This window comes from Bradyrhizobium sp. AC87j1 (genome assembly GCF_002936975.1).
Lineage (GTDB): Bacteria > Pseudomonadota > Alphaproteobacteria > Rhizobiales > Xanthobacteraceae > Bradyrhizobium > Bradyrhizobium shewense.
In genome coordinates this window covers 124002-140100 of record NZ_PTFE01000003.1, presented here as the reverse complement: position 1 = coordinate 140100, position 16099 = coordinate 124002, and the positions used below count along the sequence as shown (strand labels likewise).

15 protein-coding genes are annotated in these 16099 nt (G+C 63.8%); 6 read left to right on the top strand and 9 right to left on the bottom strand.

The window, feature by feature from the left end; genetic code table 11:
• Positions 1–41 precede the first annotated feature (41 nt).
• A complete protein-coding gene (locus tag CV770_RS03455; protein ID WP_104461325.1) occupies positions 42–803 on the bottom strand; it encodes an SDR family NAD(P)-dependent oxidoreductase in 762 nt (253 codons plus the stop codon).
• Positions 804–998: 195 nt separating this feature from the next.
• Between CV770_RS03455 and CV770_RS03450 the strand changes: the two genes are divergently transcribed.
• From CV770_RS03450 to CV770_RS03430, 5 genes are read left to right on the top strand one after another with little or no spacing between them, the layout of a single operon-like run.
• Positions 999–1814 (top strand): alpha/beta fold hydrolase, encoded by an 816-nt coding sequence (locus CV770_RS03450; RefSeq protein WP_104461324.1) that lies wholly within the window; start codon positions 999–1001, stop codon positions 1812–1814.
• A 12-nt stretch (positions 1815–1826) separates the two neighbouring features.
• On the top strand, positions 1827–3116 hold the full coding sequence (locus CV770_RS03445) for an acyl-CoA dehydrogenase family protein (protein ID WP_104461323.1): 1290 nt from the start codon (positions 1827–1829) through the stop codon (positions 3114–3116).
• Between the two features lie 2 nt (positions 3117–3118).
• Positions 3119–4654 carry a class I adenylate-forming enzyme family protein gene (locus tag CV770_RS03440; protein ID WP_104461322.1) on the top strand — a complete coding sequence of 512 codons (1536 nt, stop codon included), beginning with the start codon at positions 3119–3121 and terminating at the stop codon, positions 4652–4654.
• Positions 4651–5739 (top strand): NAD/NADP-dependent octopine/nopaline dehydrogenase family protein, encoded by a 1089-nt coding sequence (locus tag CV770_RS03435; protein ID WP_104461321.1) that lies wholly within the window; start codon positions 4651–4653, stop codon positions 5737–5739. Before CV770_RS03440 ends, CV770_RS03435 begins: the two co-directional genes overlap by 4 nt.
• Positions 5740–5742: 3 nt before the next feature.
• Positions 5743–6735, top strand: coding sequence for a 3-hydroxybutyryl-CoA dehydrogenase (locus CV770_RS03430; protein WP_104461320.1), 993 nt, complete (start codon positions 5743–5745; stop codon positions 6733–6735).
• On the opposite strand, the gene CV770_RS03425 is transcribed toward CV770_RS03430, so the two are convergent.
• The 6 genes from CV770_RS03425 to CV770_RS03400 all read right to left on the bottom strand — a co-directional run bounded on the left by CV770_RS03425 (position 6732) and on the right by CV770_RS03400 (position 13080).
• Positions 6732–7778, bottom strand: coding sequence for a 2,5-dihydroxypyridine 5,6-dioxygenase NicX family protein (locus CV770_RS03425; protein WP_104461319.1), 1047 nt, complete (start codon positions 7776–7778; stop codon positions 6732–6734). The two genes, CV770_RS03430 and CV770_RS03425, sit on opposite strands and share 4 nt — an antisense overlap.
• Positions 7779–7815: 37 nt before the next feature.
• Positions 7816–8580: an ABC transporter permease gene (locus CV770_RS03420; protein ID WP_430649269.1), complete on the bottom strand. Its 765-nt coding sequence runs from the start codon at positions 8578–8580 to the stop codon at positions 7816–7818.
• Positions 8580–9365 (bottom strand): ABC transporter permease, encoded by a 786-nt coding sequence (locus CV770_RS03415; RefSeq protein ID WP_104461318.1) that lies wholly within the window; start codon positions 9363–9365, stop codon positions 8580–8582. Before CV770_RS03415 ends, CV770_RS03420 begins: the two co-directional genes overlap by 1 nt.
• Positions 9362–10207, bottom strand: coding sequence for an ABC transporter ATP-binding protein (locus CV770_RS03410; RefSeq protein WP_104461317.1), 846 nt, complete (start codon positions 10205–10207; stop codon positions 9362–9364). The genes CV770_RS03415 and CV770_RS03410 overlap by 4 nt, the downstream gene beginning before the upstream one ends.
• A gap of 123 nt (positions 10208–10330) precedes the next feature.
• On the bottom strand, positions 10331–12025 hold the full coding sequence (gene ilvD, locus CV770_RS03405) for a dihydroxy-acid dehydratase (RefSeq protein ID WP_104461316.1): 1695 nt from the start codon (positions 12023–12025) through the stop codon (positions 10331–10333).
• Positions 12026–12099: 74 nt separating this feature from the next.
• Positions 12100–13080 carry an ABC transporter substrate-binding protein gene (locus CV770_RS03400; RefSeq protein WP_091959605.1) on the bottom strand — a complete coding sequence of 327 codons (981 nt, stop codon included), beginning with the start codon at positions 13078–13080 and terminating at the stop codon, positions 12100–12102.
• 168 nt (positions 13081–13248) lie between these two features.
• Here CV770_RS03400 and CV770_RS03395 point away from each other — a divergent pair, with 168 nt between their 5' ends.
• The gene (locus CV770_RS03395) at positions 13249–14157 is read left to right on the top strand and encodes an NAD(P)-dependent oxidoreductase (RefSeq protein WP_201759681.1); all 909 of its coding nucleotides are present in this window, start codon (positions 13249–13251) and stop codon (positions 14155–14157) included.
• Positions 14158–14182: 25 nt separating this feature from the next.
• Here the strand turns inward: CV770_RS03395 and CV770_RS03390 are convergent, their stop codons facing one another.
• Positions 14183–14746 (bottom strand): flavin reductase family protein, encoded by a 564-nt coding sequence (locus CV770_RS03390; protein WP_104461314.1) that lies wholly within the window; start codon positions 14744–14746, stop codon positions 14183–14185.
• A gap of 9 nt (positions 14747–14755) precedes the next feature.
• Positions 14756–15961, bottom strand: coding sequence for an acyl-CoA dehydrogenase family protein (locus CV770_RS03385; protein ID WP_245453664.1), 1206 nt, complete (start codon positions 15959–15961; stop codon positions 14756–14758).
• Positions 15962–16099: the final 138 nt, after the last annotated feature.

Below are 16099 nucleotides of genomic sequence, written 5' to 3'. Positions count from 1 at the left end.
GATCTCCTTGGCTTCCTTGTTCGGCGCCTGCGCCATTCAGGCTAGACCTCGCCCCCGGCCACGGCAATCGCCTGCCCGGTGATCGCGCCGGCACCGTCGCCGCACAACCAGAGAACCGCGTCTGCCACTTCCCGAGGCGCGATCAGGCGTCCTTGCGGATTGTGTTTCGCGAGCTCTGCGATCGCCTGCTCGCGACTACGCCCCGTCTTGTTCATGATGTTCTCGATGCTGCCGGCGACGAGATCGGTGTCGGTAAAGCCGGGACACACCGCGTTCACGGTGACATTGCTTCCGGCCATCTCGATGGCAAGGGAGCGCACCAGACCGATCACGGCGTGCTTGGCCGCGCTGTATGCGCTGACATAGGCGTAACCCTTTAACCCCGCCGTCGACGCGACCGCGACAATTCGGCCATAGGGACGATCTTTCATGCCCGGCAGCACAGCACGGACGGCGTGAACCACGCCCATGAAATTGACATCCATCATGCGCGCAAAAAGAGCGGCGTCCGACTTCGCGAATGGCGCCGATTCGGCGCTGCCTGCGTTGGCAATCAGGATATCAATCGGCTGCCGCGCGCTGGCCTCGGCAATGGCGGCCTTCAACGACGTTTCGTCCGAAACATCGGCGACGGCCGCAAAATGCGCGGCGCCGGCGTCGACCGCCTCTGCGAGAGTCGCCGCATTCCGGCCAAGCACCGTCACGATGGCCCCGGCACCGACAAGAGACGCCGCGATCGCGCGGCCGATGCCGCGGCCACCACCGGTCACCAGTGCGTGCGGCGAGTGCGGCAATCCGGACATGCGCTGGCTCCCTCAAATCCGATGATCGTTCCTCCGATATATTTTAACCTTCAAATTTTTGCAACGAAAGCGGCGCTCGCCACCTCAAACGTCACGGCACGAGCGGGCGGCCCGAAAATTGCTTTAAGTATAAAATTATCGCTTCCCATCCCCCACAGGCCTGTTAGCATCAAGGGCCAAGCAAAAGGATGTCGCGTGTCGCAGCCTGCGCCAATGATAACAAAGGACGGACGCTTCGCCTACGAAGCCGCGGGCGATCCGAATGCGACATCTCTGATTTTCCTGCATGGCATCGGCGGCGCAGCGCGGGCCTGGCGGCGGCAACTTGCCACGTTCGGTGACCGCTTCCGCGCAATCGCATGGGATATGCCGGGTTACGGCAGATCGGCACCGCTCGCCAGCGTCAGCATCGCTGCCCTGGCTGAGGCGCTCCAGCAATTCATCGAACAACTCGGCGCAGCCAAACCCGTTCTGGTCGGTCACTCGATCGGCGGCATGATCGTGCAGAAGTGGCTGGTGCAGTCTCCAAAGCTGGCACGCGCGGTCGTGCTGGCGCAGACCAGCCCAGCCTTCGGCAAGGCCGATGGCGACTGGCAGAAATCGTTCATCGCGGCGCGGCTCGGGCCGCTCGATCGCGGGGAGACGATGAAGTCGCTGGCGCCCTCGTTGGTGAAGGAGCTTGTCGGCGACGATCCCGATCCGAACGGGATGGAGCTCGCACGCGAATGCATGGCAAGCGTGCCCGAGGCAAGTTATCGCGCCATGATGCTGGCTCTCATCGGCTTCGATCAGCGCAGCACGCTTGCGAATATTTCCATCCCGACGCTGCTGCTGTCGGGTTCCAAGGACAACAATGCGCCCGCGCCGATGATGGCAAAGACGGCGAGCTACATCCCTGGTGCTGAATATGTCGAGCTCGCCGGCGTCGGCCATCTCGCCAACCTCGAGCGCCCCGAGGCCTTTGACGAGGCCCTCGGCCGGTTCCTGAACTCTCTCGCGACCAAAGCGTAAGGTGACTGCGCAATGACCATGCAAGTCAGCAAGACGATCGGCACGACCGACAAGGTTGCACTGGATGCGCCGATCTTCGATCCCGTTGCATTCCGCCTCAGCGACGAGCAGGCCGGCATCATCACCCGCGCAAGGGAGATCGGCCAAACCGTGTTCGCCGCTCGCGCCGCCACATACGATCGCGAGGCGACCTTTCCGATCGAGAATTATCGCGACCTGCACCGCGTCGGCCTGCTCGGCATTGCCGTGCCCAAGAAACACGGCGGGCTCGGCGCGAACTACCAGACCTATGCTTTGGCAGCTGCCGAGATCGGCCGCTATTGCGGCGCGACCGCGCTGACCTGGAACATGCACGTGTGCTCGACCCTGTGGTCAGGGCCCCTCGCCGACGATCTCGATATGGACGCGGACACCCGCGCCGAGCACGAGCGGCGGCGCGCGGTTCACTACAAGCGCATCGTCGAGGACGGTGCGATCTATTCGCAACCCTTCTCCGAGGGCGGAGCGGCCGCCGCAGGCGGTGTCGCCTTCGGCACGGAAGCAAGGCCGGTCGAGGGCGGTTGGATCGTCAACGGCAAGAAGATTTTCGCATCGCTGTCTGGTCACGCCGACTATTACGGCGTGCTCTGCACCGAGATCGAGGAAGGCGAGAAGGCGTCGCGCCGCAACACGCTTTACCTCGCGATCTCAGCCAAGTCCGAAGGCGTCTCGGTCGTCGGCGACTGGGACCCACTCGGCATGCGCGGAACGGTTTCACGGACGCTTCTGTTCAAGGACGTGTTCGTGCCGACCGACTCTGCACTGATGCCGCGCGGCGTCTATTTCCAGGCCGCGATGCGCTGGCCGCACATGTTCCTGACGTTGTCGCCGACCTATATGGGCCTGGCGCAAGCCGCCTATGATTTCACCGTGCGTTATCTGCGCGGCGAAGTGCCGGGCATGCCGCCGGTCAAGCGCCGGATGTATCCGACCAAGCAGATCGCGGTCGCGCAGATGCAGATCAAGCTGGAACAGATCAAGGCGATCTGGTTCCAGGCGGTCACCGAAGCCTGCGCCAATCCGAGCAAGGAGCAGGTGCTGCGGGCCTATGCCGCGCAATATTCGGTAATGGAAGGCGCCAACGAGCTTGCCGCGCTCGCGATCCGCACCTGCGGCGGCCAGGCCATGCTTCGATCGCTGCCGCTGGAGCGGATCTATCGCGACAGCCGCTGCGGCTCGCTGATGCTGCCCTGGACCGCCGAGCTCTGCCTCGACCGGATCGGACGCGAGGCGCTGTATGAGACCGGCGAGACGGACGACTGACGGTGGACCTCTGCAGTCTGATCGATCGCAATGCGGCGTTCGCGCCAGACAAGACAGCCATTGCCTTCGAAGGCGAACGGCTGAGCTATGCGGCGTTCGCCGCACGCATCGAACGCACCGCGACGGCCTTGAAGCAGGAGCTCGGCGTCGGCCGCGGCGACCGCGTCGCTATCCTCAGCCTGAACCGGCCGGACTATCTGGTTCTGCTCTACGCATGCGCGCGACTTGGCGCGATGCTGGTGCCGTTGAACTGGCGGCTGGCGGTAGCCGAGCAGCTCTTCATTCTCACCGATGCAGGCGCCAAGGTGCTGGTGCTCGAACGGGCCTTCGAGGGCGTTCTTTCCGAGCTTGCCCGCACCGCGCCGGGGACGTCCGTCGTCGGCCTCGACTTCACGCCATCTCGCGGCACGACATTCGAAAGCCTGCTCGCGCGCAGTGACGGCACCAGCCGAAATCCGCACACAGATCTCTCCTGCCCGCTGCTGATCGTCTACACATCGGGAACAACCGGGAGGCCGAAAGGCGCGGTGCTGCGCCAGGAGGCGCTGTTCTGGAACGGCGTCATGAGCCAGCACATGCACAACATGACGTCCGATGACCACGTGCTGACCGTGCTGCCATTCTTCCACGTCGGCGGCCTCAACATCCAGACCACGCCGGCACTGCAGCTTGGCGCGACCGTCTCGGTCCACGCGCGCTTCACGCCGGATACCGCACTCGCGACCATCGAACAGGAGCGGCCGACGCTGACCGTGATGGTGCCGGCAATCATCCAGGCCGTGAGCGAGCATCCCGCCTGGACGGCGGCCGATCTCTCGTCACTGAAGGCCGTCGCGACAGGCTCGACCATCGTGCCGCCGCACCTGATTGATCGGTTCACCACACGCGGTGTCCCGGTGCTTCAGGTCTACGGCTCCACGGAAACCTGCCCCATCGCGATCTATACGCGCCTCGGCGGCGACCTCTCGCGGGTGGGATCGACCGGACTCGCCGGCCTGTGCTGCGAGGCAAAAATCATCGATCAGGCTGGCAACGAACTGCCGCCGGGCACGCCGGGCGAGATCGCGGTGCGCGGACCCAATGTGTTCTTCGAATATTGGGGCAACGAGGCGGCAACGCACGATGCGTTGCACGACGGCTGGTATCGCACGGGCGACATCGGCCTGTGCGACGCCGACGGCTATTTCTGGGTCCGCGAGCGCAAGAAGAACATGATCATTTCAGGCGGGGAAAACGTCTATCCGGCCGAGGTCGAGCGCGTCCTGCTCGAACATCCCGATGTCAGCGAATGCGCCGTGATCGGCCGGCCGGACCCGCGCTGGGACGAGGTTCCGATCGCTTATGTGATCCGGAAATCCGGCTCCCGGCTCGAAGCGGATGAACTCAAGACACACATCCAGGCGCAGCTGGCCCGCTACAAGGTGCCGCGCGACATCGTCTTCGTCACCGACCTGCCGCGCACCGCACTGGGGAAGGTCCAGCATTTCCTGCTGAAGCAGCTTGATGCGCAGTCCCGCGCGCAAGGAGAAGCGTCTTGAAGATTGCAGTACTGGGTGGGGGAAACGGCTCTTTCGCGGCCGCCGGCGATTTTGCACTGTCGGGGCATGAGGTGCGGCTCTGGCGCCGCGATGCCGGTCAGGTCGCGGCACATCGCGCCGCCGGCTCGCACATCCTGGTCAAGGACCACAGCGGCCGCCACGACGTGAAGCTCGCGCTGGTCACGACCGACATCGCCGAAGCTGTCAACGGCACCGAGCTGATCCTGTGCCCCGCGCCTGCCTTCGCACAGACCGACATCGCTCGCCTGCTCGCCCCGCATCTGCGGGACGGTCAGGTCGTCTTTCTGCCGCCAGCGACATTCGGCTCGATGATCTTCGCAGACGCCGCGCGGGAGGCCGGGAACCAGGCCAAGGCAAGCTTTGCCGAAACCGGCACACTGCCGTGGCTCACCCGCAAGCACGGACCGTTCGAGGTCGCGATCACCATCCGCGCCAAGCGACTTCCAGTCGGCGTGTTCCCGCTCGACCACGCACCGCATGCGCTCGAGGTCATCGGACGCGCTTTCCCCGATGCGATCGAGCCGTGCGGAGATGCGCTGTCCGGGGCGCTGATGAATGCAGGACCCATCATCCATCCGCCGCTGATCGTGATGAATGCCGGCCCGATCGAACATTTCGAGCGCTGGGACATTCATAAGGAAGGCACACAAGCCGCGATCCGGCGGGTGACCGACGCGCTCGACGCGGAACGCATCGCGGTGCGCGAGGCACTTGGTTACGGCGCACCGCATTTCCCGCTCGCTCATCACTATGCGAAAGAAGGCGAGATCTGGATGTATGGCCGCGGCTCGCACGACCGGCTGACGGATTCAGGCGACTGGCGCGAGCGGATCGTGCTGACGGAGCACCGCTATATGCGTGAGGACCTGCGGCTTGGGCTGTCGCTGCTGGTCTCCGTTGCCGGCCTGGCCGGCGTGGCCACGCCGCTGGCGAAAGCGTTCCTGTCGATCGGCGGCGCGGTCTGCGGCGAGGATTTTGCGCAAGGTGGCCGAACGCTCGAGACGCTGGGGCTCGCCAATCTCAGCAAGGCTGAATTGCAGACGCTGCTTCGCAATGGATTCTGACCGATGACCAATCGCGCCAATATCGCCTGTCTAGGGGCTGGCCGCATGGGGCGCGGCATCGCGGTCGCGTTTGCCTACGCCGGGCATCAGGTCACGATGATCGACGTCAAGGCCCGTAGCGCAGAAGAATTCGCCAAGCTTGAGGCGGACGCGCTCGCCGAGGTCACGAAGACCTTTGCCAGCCTGTCCAAGCTGGGGCTGCTGACGGAGGCCGATGTCGATCCGCTCATCGCGCGCGTCTCGGTGGTGCCCGCCAGCCAGAGCGAGGCAGCGCTCTCCGACGCCGGAATGGTTTTCGAAGGGGTTCCGGAGGTCGTCGAGCTCAAGCGCGAGGTGCTGGGGTCAGCCTCACGGCAGGTCCGACCCGACACGATCGTTGCATCGACGACGTCGACTATCCTCGTCGATGATCTCTCCGGCGCGATCGTGAATCCTCGCCGCTTCCTCAACGTGCATTGGCTCAACCCGGCCTACCTGATCCCGCTGGTCGAGGTTTCGCCCGGCAGAGCCACCGATCCCGCCATCGTCGACGAGGTCAAGGGGCTGCTCGAAGGCATCGGCAAGGTTCCGGTCGTCTGCGCGGCGACGCCCGGCTTCATCGTCCCGCGCATCCAGGCGCTGGCGATGAACGAGGCCGCGCGCATGGTTGAGGAAGGCGTCGCGAGTGCCGAGGAGATCGACAAGGCGATCCGTTACGGTTTCGGCTTCCGCTATGCCGTGCTCGGACTGCTCGAATTCATCGACTGGGGTGGCGGCGACATCTTGTACTATGCCAGTCGCTATCTCGAAGGCGCGCTCGGCAGCGACCGTTACCGCGCGCCGGACGTCATCTCACGCAACATGCATGAAGGCCGGATCGGCTTGCGCACGGGCGCCGGCTTTCTCGATTATTCGGGCATGGACGTTGACGCCTATCGCGTAAAGCGGCTTCAGGCCATGGTGGATCTGCTGCGCCACTTCGACCTGGCTCGCCCACCCGTGCTCGACCGCAATTAGCCGAAGACGTCCTGCAAAACGCCTTCGCGGACGACCGCGACGCCATCGAGCTCGATGGTCGTTCCCATCATCGGCAGGTCGAAATGCCCCGCCGTGTAGCGGCCGGCGAATTCGTTCGCGCCTGTCGAGAACAGGAAATTGCCGGAGACGGCCCGAATCTCGGTACCATTGGTGTCGCGCTGGTCGTACATCGACAGCGCTTCATAACGCGCACCGGGGTTCATGCCGAAACCGACATGCGAGACGGCATAGGCCTCGCGATCGCCCCACGCAGCAAGATAGGCGCGCATCATGGCCGCATCCGTGCCCTCGCCTTCCAGCTCGACGACATAATCGTCCTTCAGCGTCATCGTCACCGGCGACGTCAGATAGCGCTTGAAGGTCAGGTTGATGTCGCCGGGCGCCATCACCAGCGTGCCGTTGATGGTCCCGCTCTTGGGAAAGCTGACGACGATTCCGCCGGGCCAATGCGCCAGCGTGCCGGGCTTGTCGGTCCAGCCCCACACACCGACCGTGGACGCGCCGACCATGTCGACATCGAGCGCCGTGCCGGCCTTCGACGTCACCCGCATCCGCTTGGTCCCGCGCAACATCTTGGCCGCCGCACGAACGCGCTTCTCGAGCGCGGGATCCGGTACCATCCGCTCCAGCGCCTCGGGATGCTCGTTCGAGATCACCAGGATCCGCGCGCCGGCCTTGAGGATCTCCGGCGTCTCCACCGCATGCATCAGGCCCTCGACGGTGCAATCCACCACGAAGCCGGCCTGCTGAAGCGCGGTGATGACCGGACCAAGCTTCTGGATCGCCTCGCTCGCCCCCGTTGAGCGAACCGGAACGATATTCCGGTTGCGCGGTGTCGGCATCACCACGTGAAATGGCCGAGCGCCCATGCGTAGCAGCGCGAGCTCCGCCAATTGCACATTCAACGCACGCGACTGGGTTTCCGACAGGATCGCCGCGGTATCGCCGGCCTTGACGGCGCAACGTTCAAAGATCTCGCAAAATGCGTCGATCCATTTTGCCTCGATGCGATCAGCCAGCATGGTACACTCCCGGTCTTCTGGTTTCTTCTTGGTCAGTTCACGCCTCGGGAAAGCCCCGCAGCAGGTACGAGCGCAGCGCGCCGAGCAGGCCATTCAAGATCAGGCCCAGCAGCGAGATCGTGATCAGAGGCACGAACATGTCGACGGCCTGGAAGGTTCGCGCCGCGGTCACGAGCGCGTGCCCCAATCCGTCCGTCGACGTGATCATCTCGGCCAGAAACACCACGATGCAGGAAATGACAAGCCCGATCCGGCATCCGGTCAGGATCGACGGCATCGCCGCCGGCAGCACCACCTTGAAGAGGATTTCGTAGCGCGGCGTTCCCGCCGCCATCGCCGACCAGATCAGCTTCTGTTCGACGGTCGACGCGCCGTAATAGGTCGAGAGCAGAATGGGAAAGAGCGCGTCCGCGGCCACCAATGTGATCTTCGACCCGTGGCCGAATCCGAGCAAAAGCAGGAGCGCCGGATAGAGCGCGACCTTGGGCAGCGGGGCCAATACGCGGACGATGGGCCGAACCACGGCATTGATCGCCGGATTGGCGGCGGCGGCAATGCCGATACTGACACCCAGCACGACCGCAATCGCGAAGCCTGCAAACAGCCGGATCAGGGTTGCCGCGATCTCCTGCTGAAACGTCCACGTCACGAGCTGCTGGAGCAGCCGGCTGAAGACGAAGCCCGGCGGCGGCAGCAAGACCGCGGGCGCAAAGCCAAATGACACCAGGCCCTGCCACAAGGCGATGACCAGCACGATCGGGGCAATCCCAAGAAACACGTTTGCGGAGAGAAGGCGCGTCATCACGAAAAGCTCAGCGGCATGTCGAACTGAGGTTCGGACCAACGCACGAGCCTGGCACGAACCCTTTCAAAAATCGCGTCGAGCCAGATTCCCATCGCACCCACGATGATGATCATCGCAAAGACGGTGTCGTATTGGCCCATGTCGAGCGCATTGAACAGGATGTTGCCGGCGCCGGACTGGCGGGCGATCATCTCGCTGGTGATCATCGTGATCAGCGCCAGCACCAGTCCCGTGCGGCAGCCGGTCAGGATCTCCGGCAGCGCCGCGGGCAACACGATCCGCACCAGGCGTCGTGCGGGCGAAAGCCCCATCGCGGCACCCGACCACAGCATCTTCTCTTCGACGGCTTTGGCACCCTCGAAGCTGTGATAGATCACGGGGAGACTGACGCCCAGGAAAATCACCAATGTCTTGGTGATGTCGCCGACGCCCAGCCAAAGCATGATGATCGGCATCAAGGCGGCCTTCGGCACCGGATAAATCACCATCAGGAGCGGATTGAAAAAGGCCGCGACGCCCCGACTGCGTCCCATCAACAGGCCCAGCGGAATCGAAACCAGCACCGCCACACCGAACCCTATCGCCATACGGCGAAGCGAGGCCAGGATGTTGATCAAGGATTCCTTGTCGCCGAGAATATCCGGAATTGCCCGGATCGCCTCGATCGCCGTCGGGAAGCTGTCGTTCTTCAGCGCAAGCGACGCAACCTGCCACACGGCCAGCAACCCGATGCAGGCCAGCACCGGAGCGGCCCGTCTGATCAAGGTGGCCGACGACATCATGACGCCTGTCCGGCTTCGTCGCTTTCATCGAACATGCGCTCGATATCGACGATGTACTTCTGATAGCGCGGGTCGAGCAACAGCTCGTTGCGGCGGCGCGGTCGCGGCAGATCGATGTCGATGACCTCGCGGATGCGGCCGGGCGATTTCGACATCATCACGACTTTATCCGAGAGAAAGACGGCTTCGTCCACCGAATGGGTGACGAACAGCACCGTCTTGCGGTCACGCTCCCAGATGTTGAGAAGGTCGTTCTGCAGGCGCGTCCTTGTGTGCGCGTCGAGCGCACCGAAAGGCTCGTCCATCAGCAGCACTTCGGGATGGTAGGCGAGCGTCCGCGCCAGCGCCACGCGCTGCTTCATGCCGCCCGACAATTCCTTGGGGTAGAAACTCTCATAGCCCTTGAGGCCAACCATCTCGATCAAGGCCAGGCTCAGCGCTTCCGCCTCGGCGGCGCGCACTCCTTGCTGACGCGGGCCATACATCACATTGCCCAGCACAGTCTTCCAGGGAAACAGCGCAAATTCCTGGAACACCGGTCCGCGATCCGGACCGGGACCCGTGATCGCATGTCCCTTGATCTTCGCCGAGCCGCTGGTCGGGCTGACAAAACCGCCGACGATATAAAGCAGTGTCGACTTGCCGCAGCCGGACGGCCCAAGGATGGAGACGAAGGCGCCCTCCTCGATCGTCAGCGATATCTCGGAAAGCGCCACATGATCCTTGCGCGCCGAAGTCTGAAAGACCTGCGAGACGCGGTCGATCTCGATGATTGCAGAAGCCGGCTCTTGTGATCTCACCGGTCTCACCCATTCGCTCGATCTCGCAGGCACTACCGTCATCCCGTCTCTCGTCTCACTCGCGCGAACATTCCTCGACGAACCTGCTGAACGTTCTCCGTCAGCGGCACGAGCTTAGCAAGAAACCTGCCAGACAGGCGGTCGTTTTCGCACCCGTGCGGTGCGTCATTCGAACCACGGCCATTCAGCCGGGCCTTCATGCGTCACGGCTCCGCCCGGCGCCTGCCCCACCAGTCGCGCATATTTTGCGAGCGCGCCTGCACGGTGACGCGGCGGACGTTGCTTCCAATCTCGTCGCCGCGCTGTGAGTTCCTGCTCATCGAGCAGCACATCCATCCGCCGGTTTGCGGCATCGATCCGGATCCTGTCACCGTCGCGAACGAGCGCCAGCGGACCACCAACAAATGCTTCGGGGGCCACGTAGCCGATGCACATGCCGCGGGTCGCGCCGGAGAACCGGCCATCGGTGATCAGCGCGACCTTTTCGCCCATGCCCTGCCCGTAGATCAACGCGGTGACGCCGAGCATCTCGCGCATGCCGGGGCCGCCGACCGGCCCCTCATTGCGGATGACGAGAACCTCGCCCGCCTTGTAGCTGCGGTCACGAACCGATGCGACGCAGGCTTCCTCGTCCTCGAAAACGCGCGCCACGCCTTCGAAGAATTGACTCTTCAAACCTGCGACCTTGATCACCGCACCGTCGGGACAAAGATTTCCCTTCAGCACCGCCACGCCGCCGTCAGGCATGATCGGCGCGCCCGCCGCGTATACGACTTCTCCATCGGGCGCGTTGGCGGTGCCATACTCTTCGGCAAGTGTCCGGCCGGTGATGGACAGGCAGCCGCCATCGATGTGCCCGCTCTGGATCAGCTCACGGATCACGACCGCCGCGCCACCGATGTCGTAGACATCCTTTGCGGTGTATTTGCCCCCGGGGCGCAGATTTCCGATCAACGGCGTCCTGGCGAAGACCTCGCCCACATCATCGATTGTGAATGCAATGCCGGCCTCGTTGGCGATCGCCGGCAGATGCAGCGCGGCGTTGGTTGAACCACCCGTCGCCGCAACGATCGCCGCGCCGTTCTCGAGGGACTTCCGCGTCACGATGTCGCGAGGCAGCGGCCCGCCGCGTTCCAGCATCTCCATGATCAGGCGTCCGGCGCGCCGCGATATCTGCGCACGCTCGGCATAGATACCGGGCACCATCGAAACGTTGGGAATGGTCAGGCCCATCGCCTCCGAGACCATTCCCATGGTGTTGGCGGTGAATTGGCCGGCGCAGGCGCCGATCGTCGGCAAGCAGGCACGCTCGATCCGCTCGAGCGTGGCGCCATCGATCTCACCAGTCATGAAGCTGCCGACAGCCTCATAGGAATCGAGCACCGTCAGCGTGCGCCCATCCACGCGGCCCGGCAGCGAGCTACCGCCGTAGATGAAGATGGAGGGCACGTTGCAGCGAACCATGCCCATCATCACGCCAGGAAGCGTCTTGTCGCATCCGCCGTATCCGATCAGCGCATCGTAGGCCAGACCATGGACGACGGCCTCAATCGAGTCGGCGATCAGTTCACGCGAAAACAACGAGAACTTCATTCCCTCGTGGTTCATGCTGATGCCGTCAGAGACCGACACCGTCGAGAATTCGCGCGGCGTGCCGCCGGCCTCTTCGATACCCGTCTTGGCCGCGGCCACCTGAAAATCGTGGGTCATGTTGCAGGGCGTCTGCTCGCCCTTCATGCTGACGACGCCCACCATCGGCTTGGCAATCGCAGCGTCGTCGAGCCCCATCGCGCGCATGAATGCGCGGTGCGGAGCCCGGTCGAGGCCGTCTGTGGTGACGCGTGATCGCAACTTCTTCATACGTGCATCTTCTTCGTGCCACGTCCCGGATCATCCGGGACGCCGCAAACTCCACGTTCGGATCGTTCGCTCGCCTACTGCAGCGGAGCAACGATTGTCGGATGCTTGAACTGCGCGACATCCAGTTTTGGCAGCATTCCGGTCTCCGCATAGATGTCCAGCATCTTCTGGATCGCGGGGAAGTTCGGCGCCGCGCCTGGATCACGGCCGAAATCGTTATCCTTGAGCAGGTAGGTCTCGAGCACCGGGAGCGGCGCCTTCAGCACTTCATTGACGACCTTCAAGGTCTCCTCGCGGTTGGCCAGCGCCTTCTTCATGCCCGAGGTGATGTCACGGACATAGGTCTTGACCAGTTCCGGGTTCTTGTCGACGAAATCGGCACGGCAGGCTTCCAGGATGTGCACGATGTTCGGCATGGCCTGGGACAGCGAGAAGAGCTTCCTTGTGCCGCCCTTTGCCTCTGCCCGCGCGGCGAACGGCTGGTTCATATTCACCGCATCGACGCGGCCTTGGCGCAGCGCATCCTCGGAGACAGCAAAGCCGACCTCGACCAGCTTGATATCCTTGGTTGGATCGACGCCATTCTGCTTCAGGAGCAGGTTGAACGGGCCTTGCGTACCGCCGCCGATCACGGAAATGCCGACCGTCTTGCCCTTGAGATCAGCGATCGTCTTGATGGGCGAGTCATCCATGACGGCCCAATAGACCGAGAAGCCGCCGGGCTTCTCGAACACGTGCTGCGCCACGATGTAGGCTTTGAGATTGCCGCCGACCACACCATTGGCGAGCGACAGCGGCGCCTGCGTCGCGCAGTCCAGTGCGCCGGCCGCCAAGGCCTGCGTCATCGGCGCGGTGCCCTGGAATTGGGTCCATTCGATATTGTAGGTCTTGCCGATACTGGGAAATTCAGCCGGGCGGCGCATCATCCAGTACTTCGATTCCTCGGCCGGGATCGTCCAGCCGACGCGGATCGTCTGCTGCGCCCATGACGGGCTTGCCCCCGCGCTCACGGCCGCCGCCCCCAAAGCCAGGATCCATCTCGAAACGGTTCGCATCGTGCCCACTCCGCTGCTCCGGCGCCGACAGGCGCCACCCAACCCCGACCGGGCTCAAATCTTTCATGGTTCAAACAATCAGGCAAGCCATGCGAGCCCGGCGGTTTTGCCGTCCGACGCGCAATGTATGGTAAAGCCACGTCGCGCTGCGGCAGAAGGAGGCAACCTATGGCTGATGCGAGCAAGGCAAACCCGCAAGGCGTCGAGAGGCTGGGCTATCTCGGCCTTGGCCTGATGGGAACGCCGATGACCCGACGCCTGCTCAAGGCCGGCTATCAGGTCACTGTCTGGAACCGTTCGGAGGGCAAGGTGGCTCCGCTCGCCGAGGCCGGAGCCAGGCGCGCAGCCACGCCTCGTGATCTCCTGACGAACTCCGATATCGCCTTCATGTGCGTGACGGATGCCGCGGCCGTCGAGGAGGTGATCTTCGGGCCTGAGGGGCTCGCGGCAGCGCCCGGCGCAGGCAAGCTTGTCGTCGACTTCTCGTCGATACATCCCGACGCCGCCCGCGATCTGGCAAAGCGACTGAAAGCCGCCAATGGCGCCGGCTGGATCGATGCACCGGTTTCCGGCGGAACGAAGGGCGCCGAGGAAGGCACCCTTGCAATCATGGCCGGCGGAGAAGCAGACGAGATCGAGAGGGTTCGCCCCTACGTGCAGGCCATGGCGCGCAGGTTCACCCACATGGGCCCGACCGGCGCCGGCCAGACCACGAAACTCTGCAATCAGGTGATCGTGGGATGCGCGATGGCCGTGCTGGCAGAAGCCACGCGCCTGGCCGTCAACGCCGGTATTGACGCCAATCGCCTGCCCGAAGCGCTCGCTGGCGGCTTCGCGGACTCGATCCCGCTTCAGCTTTTCGTGCCCAGAATGGTGCAAGGCATTCACTCGCCCCCGCTCGGCCACATTGCCACGATGCTCAAGGATCTCGATACGGTCGCCGACGTCGCGCAGGCGACATCGACACCGGTGCCGATGGCCTCTCTTGCGGGACAACTTTTCAGGCTCGCCAAGGCCGCGCGCGGCGCGGAAGCGGACGCGCTGGAGATTTACAAGCTTTCAGCGGCAGAGCGCTAAGCCGTCGAGCGAGCTCTGAAGCACGTCAAGGCGACGTCTTGCGCTCGTCATCTGCGAGGAATCGGCCGAACGTCCCCCGCGCGAAGAGCAGCGGCTCCTTCGTACTGTAGGTGTAGGCCTCGACCGCGCCGAGAAAGATCACGTGGTCGCCGCCATAGTAGCGATTCACGGAGCGGCATTGAAAATTGGCGACGCTCTCCGCAAGCACCGGCGCTCCGCCGAGGCCCGGCGCCCAGTCCACACCTGTGAACTTGTCGTCCGACGACTTGGCGAATTTTGTCGCAAGCGCCTGCTGCGAAGCACCAAGCACGTTGACGGTGAAATGGCTGGCGTTTTGGAAGATGGTCAGACTAGCGGAATAGACGACCAGGCTCCATAGGACCAGCGGAGGGTTCAGCGAGACGGAGGCGAACGAATTACAAGTCAACCCGTAGGGCTTGCCGTCAGGCGCCGCGGCCGTGATGATCGCCACGCCCGTTGCATAAGTTCCGAGCGCGTTGCGAAAGTCGCGAGGATCGATCGACGAGCTGTCGCTCGCGAACTCGTTGGCGGGATCGGGAGCGCCGGGCTGCTGCGGCAGATCATTCATCGGCCGGCCTCACAGCGTGAGATTTTCGGACGGCAGGCCCAGCGCCACCCGTCCATAGTTGGTCCCGGCCGCATCGAAATTGAATGCGAGATGCGAGTTGATCGCGTGCGCATCGCGGAACTGCCGCTGCAACACGCCGGTCGTGAACAGACCGCGCGCGCCGCTCGCGGCAAACAGCATCGAGACCGCGTCCGTGCACAGGTTCACCGAAAAAGATCCGTCGCGCCGATAACGGGTCTTGGTTGCCATGCCAGGGATGTGACCAAGCCGCGCATCCTCCATGGCATCGAGGCACGCCGACCGCATGATCAGGCGCGCGGCGTCGATCTTCGCCGAGGCCTCCGCGATCTTGATCTGGGTGCTTTGAAAATCGCTCAACTTGGCCCGGTTGTAGGTTGAAATACGATGACGTGCGACCTCCGTATAATCGTCGAGGCACGCTTGCGCATTCCCCAGCGCGACACCGGAGAGGACGTATGGGAACAGCGAGAATACGGGCAGCGCATAAAGCGGATTTGGATTGACCGTGCTTCCCGGCGTCGGGCCGCCTGAGAGGTCGCCGACGGCGACTGTCATATGGTCAGCCACGAAGACGTCCCTGACCTCCACGTCGCAGGACCCCGTCCCGCGCAATCCCGCGACGTTCCATGTGTCCAGCACGCTGTAATCGCCCTTCGGCAGCAGAAAGATGCGATACTCGATGCCGTCGGCCTCGTCGTCGGAGTAGACCACGCTTGCAAGCATGTTCCATTCGCAGGAGGCAACGCCGGAGGAGAATGGCCAGCTGCCGCGCAGCTGATAACCGCCCTCGACTCGCGTGGCGCGTCCGGCGGGAAAAATGAACGAGGATGCGATCAGCGCATCCGGATCACGGCCCCAGACCAGATCCTGCGCCTTTTGCTCGAACATGCCGAGCATCCAGTGGTGGCTAGCCAGATTGGCGAGATTCCAAGCTACCGATGCATCCGCCTGTCCGAGCAGCTCAGCGCAGTCGACAAGAGCGACATAGTCGAGCTCGGCGCCGCCAATCCGTGCCGGTTGGAGCATCCGGAACAGGCCGGCTTCATGGAGGTCCATCTCGGTTTCCGACGGGAGATGCCGCAGCTCCTCCGTCCGCGCCGCCCGCTCTCGTAGTCGCGGCACGAGGGCCCGGGCCTTCGCGATCATCGCCGCATAGGCGCGTTCGCCAGCTTCCGGCCCGGTGGGCTGACCCATGCTCGGCTTTCGACCAGGCGCCATTCGCTTCCCTCACTTTGGCGTATTTATGCGGCCGGCCCCTTACCAAATCAAGCCAATGCAGCAGGCATCACGAAGCATCGATTCCGAATGCCGCGCGAGCCTGTTGCCAGGGGA